Origin of the sequence: Chitinivorax tropicus, assembly GCF_014202905.1 — a bacterium.
Taxonomy (GTDB): domain Bacteria; phylum Pseudomonadota; class Gammaproteobacteria; order Burkholderiales; family SCOH01; genus Chitinivorax; species Chitinivorax tropicus.
On sequence record NZ_JACHHY010000055.1, the window covers coordinates 1 to 3574 of the forward strand.

The 3574-nt window shown below is 53.6% G+C and carries 5 protein-coding genes; all 5 read right to left on the reverse strand.

Going from position 1 to position 3574, the window contains the following annotated elements; translation table 11 throughout:
* Window positions 1-50: 50 nt before the first annotated feature.
* On the reverse strand, window positions 51-281 hold the full coding sequence (locus HNQ59_RS20025) for a putative adhesin (RefSeq protein ID WP_484484294.1): 231 nt from the start codon (window positions 279-281) through the stop codon (window positions 51-53).
* 401 nt (window positions 282-682) lie between these two features.
* Window positions 683-1126, reverse strand: a complete 444-nt coding sequence (locus HNQ59_RS19055; RefSeq protein WP_184041975.1) for a hypothetical protein — start codon at window positions 1124-1126, stop codon at window positions 683-685.
* A gap of 1 nt (window position 1127) precedes the next feature.
* Complete coding sequence (locus HNQ59_RS19060) at window positions 1128-2678, reverse strand: hypothetical protein (protein WP_184041976.1); 1551 nt, start codon at window positions 2676-2678, stop codon at window positions 1128-1130.
* 114 nt (window positions 2679-2792) lie between these two features.
* Window positions 2793-3017, reverse strand: coding sequence for a hypothetical protein (locus HNQ59_RS19065; RefSeq protein WP_184041977.1), 225 nt, complete (start codon window positions 3015-3017; stop codon window positions 2793-2795).
* The coding region (locus HNQ59_RS19070) for a hypothetical protein (RefSeq protein WP_425491411.1) at window positions 3014-3574 on the reverse strand (561 nt) is incomplete at its 5' end. The genes HNQ59_RS19070 and HNQ59_RS19065, both read right to left, overlap by 4 nt.

A 3574-nucleotide genomic window follows, 5' to 3' on the forward strand; every position in this document is an offset into this window, starting at 1 on the left:
GAACACTTCTAAAATAAGAATAATTAGTCAAATCAGCAAAATACATAAACTCACCTTGATTTAAATTCCGTACAAGCAGCCCATTGCACACAACCCATATTCTTTTGAAGCAATTGTATCAATGGAGTCTTAAACTCAACAGAAGTGGAATTCTGATAAATATTAAGCGCAGGCAGCGTTGGTGCAGTCAACGTATAATTTGGCATCTGAGATCTTGGTAAGTAAGTTGCCATACCATTAATATCACTTACCCCCTCTCCAATTTGAAAGCCCCCTCCAATCTCCTCGTTCCCGGTTTCGTGTCAGTTTCGCCTCTGATGACGGCGCAGGTCAGTTGGGGGCAGTACCTCATCTGGAGGTCGAAGCCGCCACTCCCCGCTTACAATACGGTCTGCGCGCCGATGCCCAGTTAACGGGAGTTGATCTGGAAGATGGGCCGAGAACAGCTGTCGGCGGCCTTGCACCTGCATGGCTTTATGCAGATACAGAAGCGTTTCGATACTTGCCTGCATCAGCCGCGCAAGGAACGGTAGCAAGTGCCGGTGCAGATCCAAGGACTACCTCCTTCGATGGCAGTGGTTGAGATGAGAGCAGCTATCTGCCTGGCCAAGAGGCTACTCCGAGGGTTTGGCGTGGGGAAGGTGGCCCTTGCAGGATCGGCGGCAACCGACAGGCGCCCAACTTACCGCGCCAAGTAGAAATTGCCTACAGCTAGCCCATCATCAATCACTTTTCGAAGAGCCATAGCGTCATACTCCAACCTTCCATCTAGTTCACCAGAATCATTGAAGGCGATTGACCCACCAAACTCAAACAATGCCAGGGCAACAACTGCCGCAAACAACCAACTCCCCCGGGTTGTCACATCACCCATATGTGTTGTGGCATCCGTACCAGTAAGCTCTACTGGATATTCGCCAAATGAAACCCAACAATGCTCGTGCACTCCTTTGCCATGAACAGTCACTATTGAATCCTCCAAAGCTCTCGATGGATCTTTAGATCCATCGAATTCGACCTCAGGCGGGACAAGGCCAAATTCTTCGAATGCTTGACTAATCACCAATCGAATCTCGTCAAGTGAGATCGGCAATCGATTCACTGGAATAAATACGCTATTAGACATATTACCCTCCAGGCACGACCAACGTGCCTTTTGTGATGTTAAGCCAGCCATCACCAAATTTGATATAGACGTTATTCACCGATCCTTCGTTTAGGATTCGTCCAACGGGCGTATTAGGTGCCACGAATTTGACAAAACTGTCGATGTTGACGCCCGTTCGGGTCGCGTCAACAGCGATGTCACCAACGTAGCCTTGGGAAGATATGTTCCGGGCGCCCTTAACGATATTGCGCAGAATTGCTTGCTCGCCGTTGCCAGTCACTATTTTCAGTTGTGTGGGCACACCATTAAGCCATCCATCGATACCAGCAAAGTTCTCAGTCGGAGCTCCGACGAACTTACCGCCACGGAATGTAGCCAGCTCCTGCGCTTGGGCAAACTCGGTATCGCTCAGTGCGTTCCTAGTGACCGTTCCAGGCTGTCGAGAAAGGGTAAGTAGCGGAGGTGTTTCACCAATGGAGAAGCTGCCAGAACTACCGGCTCCACTTGGAACTACACCCCTCGTCCCAACCCTCGGCCCCTTGCCAGCCGCCAGTATCGCATCCCGCTCCGCCACTGTCAGGCCCAGGCCCGCCACCGGTTGCTTCACCGTCACCGGCACCGTTTCATACGGGGCCGGGCTCTTCACCACGACCGGCTCGCTACCTGCGTTTCTAGTATAGGGGCCGCTTTCTACTTGTATCCGGACTGGTGCGGGTTGGGATGGGCCTATCTGGCTAGACCCACTTGTCCCCATCTGGGCCTTGACCTGGCCAATCGCCTTGCCCAATGCCTTGGTGACTTCCACACCCAGGTCTTTGGCGCCCGGCCCCAGTTCCGACCCCAGCATCACCAGTACCGAAGCCCGCTCTTGTATGCTCAGGGGTTTACCTGCTGCCTGGTCCAGCCATTGGGTTCGCGCTTCCCAGCCCGTCAGGTTCTGCTTCTCCTGTTCGCTCAGCCAGCCGTTCTGGATCAGCATCGCTTCCGCCAGGTCTTTATCCAGACTGAAGCGGTTCCCCCAGTTATTGAAGGGGTTCTCCGATTTTTTGGCAATCTGTTCCGGGTTGCCCTGGATCAGCCCGGTCAGGTCGTAATCCCGCCCCAGTTTGCCATCTACTTCGCTGATCAGTTGTTGGTATTGTGCCACGCTGCGGTTGATTTCCCGCAGGTGCGATTCCACGCAGCTTCGGTCGGTGCATTCCGCCAGGGCTCGGCTGTTGGAGGCCGCTGCGGTTTCATAGCGTTTGAGGATCTGGTTGTATTGGTCCTTGTTGCATTTGGCGGCCTTGCAGGCTTGCAGTTCACTCAGGAGCTGTCCGGTCTGCTGGTGCTTGAGGTAGTTGTTCTCCACCGCGTTCTGGCTGGCCAGGGCGCTGGCCATGCCGTTGAGGCCACTCTGGCTGGCCACTGCCGCACTCAGCAGCTGGGTCGCCGCGCTGAACAGGCCTGCGTGCTTGATCTGGCCATTGGCGTCTTTCTCAAAGGCTTGGTCCAGTACCTGGGGCAGCGCTTCACCCAGTGCACCACCGACTGCGCCAGCCTGCCAGCCACTGCCAGTCAGGAGGGTCAAATACCACCTTGCGTACCTTCAAGAGAAGCTCCCGTTCCCCTGTTTGGAACAATCGGATGGAGTGCCGGTTTGGGTTAGGGGGTCGTAGCACGTTCCCTCCCCCCAACACCCTGATTACATTTGATAGATAAGCTGCACAGCTCCATCAGTCGCACTTACCCATACCCTAACATCAGGAGGATCGATAACTGCCACATTAGGATCAAGCGACTCAGGGGCATGGAATATTACTTCGCATCGGTCATCCTCTTTGCGACCAAGTCTTCCTGGTGGCAAATATCCGATATTGCGCGATAGCAAATATTGCTCAGCAATTTCGAAATATTGTGCATCCGTCATTGACCCGCCTCCTTCTTCAGCCTGTTTACATAATCAATTGAGAAGTTCTTTTCAGCATCGTTCAACTGCTGCCAAATTCGATTACCTTGCAGTCGATTCAACACCGCCTCTTCACGGCCAACTCGCCCCATATCTACATAAGCCTGAACACCAGATCTCACATCATCAGCTGCCTTTATTTGATTTCTAAGATCAAGATAGTGAGAGAGCTCGTGCTTAACTTGTAGTGCTGTAGGGTTCTCAGGCAAATACATCGTTCCTGTACCGTCCCATTTGGCGTCAAACCTAGGATTCGAGTTCGTGCCATAAACTCTTACGCCACGCTTATCTAGGTAAGACACAAGCTGCCGCAGCTTATCCTGAGGGTACAGCGCACCATCAAACGCGGCTGTTGTTGAATCAGCACCGATTGCCACCGTGTTTGGAACTACCTCACTCCCCCCAACCCTCGGCCCCTTACCTGCCGCCAGTATCGCATCCCGCTCCGCCGCTGTCAGGCCCAGGCCCGCCACCGGTTGCTTCACCGTCACCGGCACCGTTTCATACGGGGCCGGACT

Excerpts from the sequence above, each read along its gene's own strand:
- HNQ59_RS19055 (WP_184041975.1), bottom strand. The coding sequence starts at position 1,126 with ATGTCTAATAGCGTATTTATTCCAGTGAATCGATTGCCGATCTCACTT.
- HNQ59_RS19065 (WP_184041977.1), bottom strand. The coding sequence starts at position 3,017 with ATGACGGATGCACAATATTTCGAAATTGCTGAGCAATATTTGCTATCG.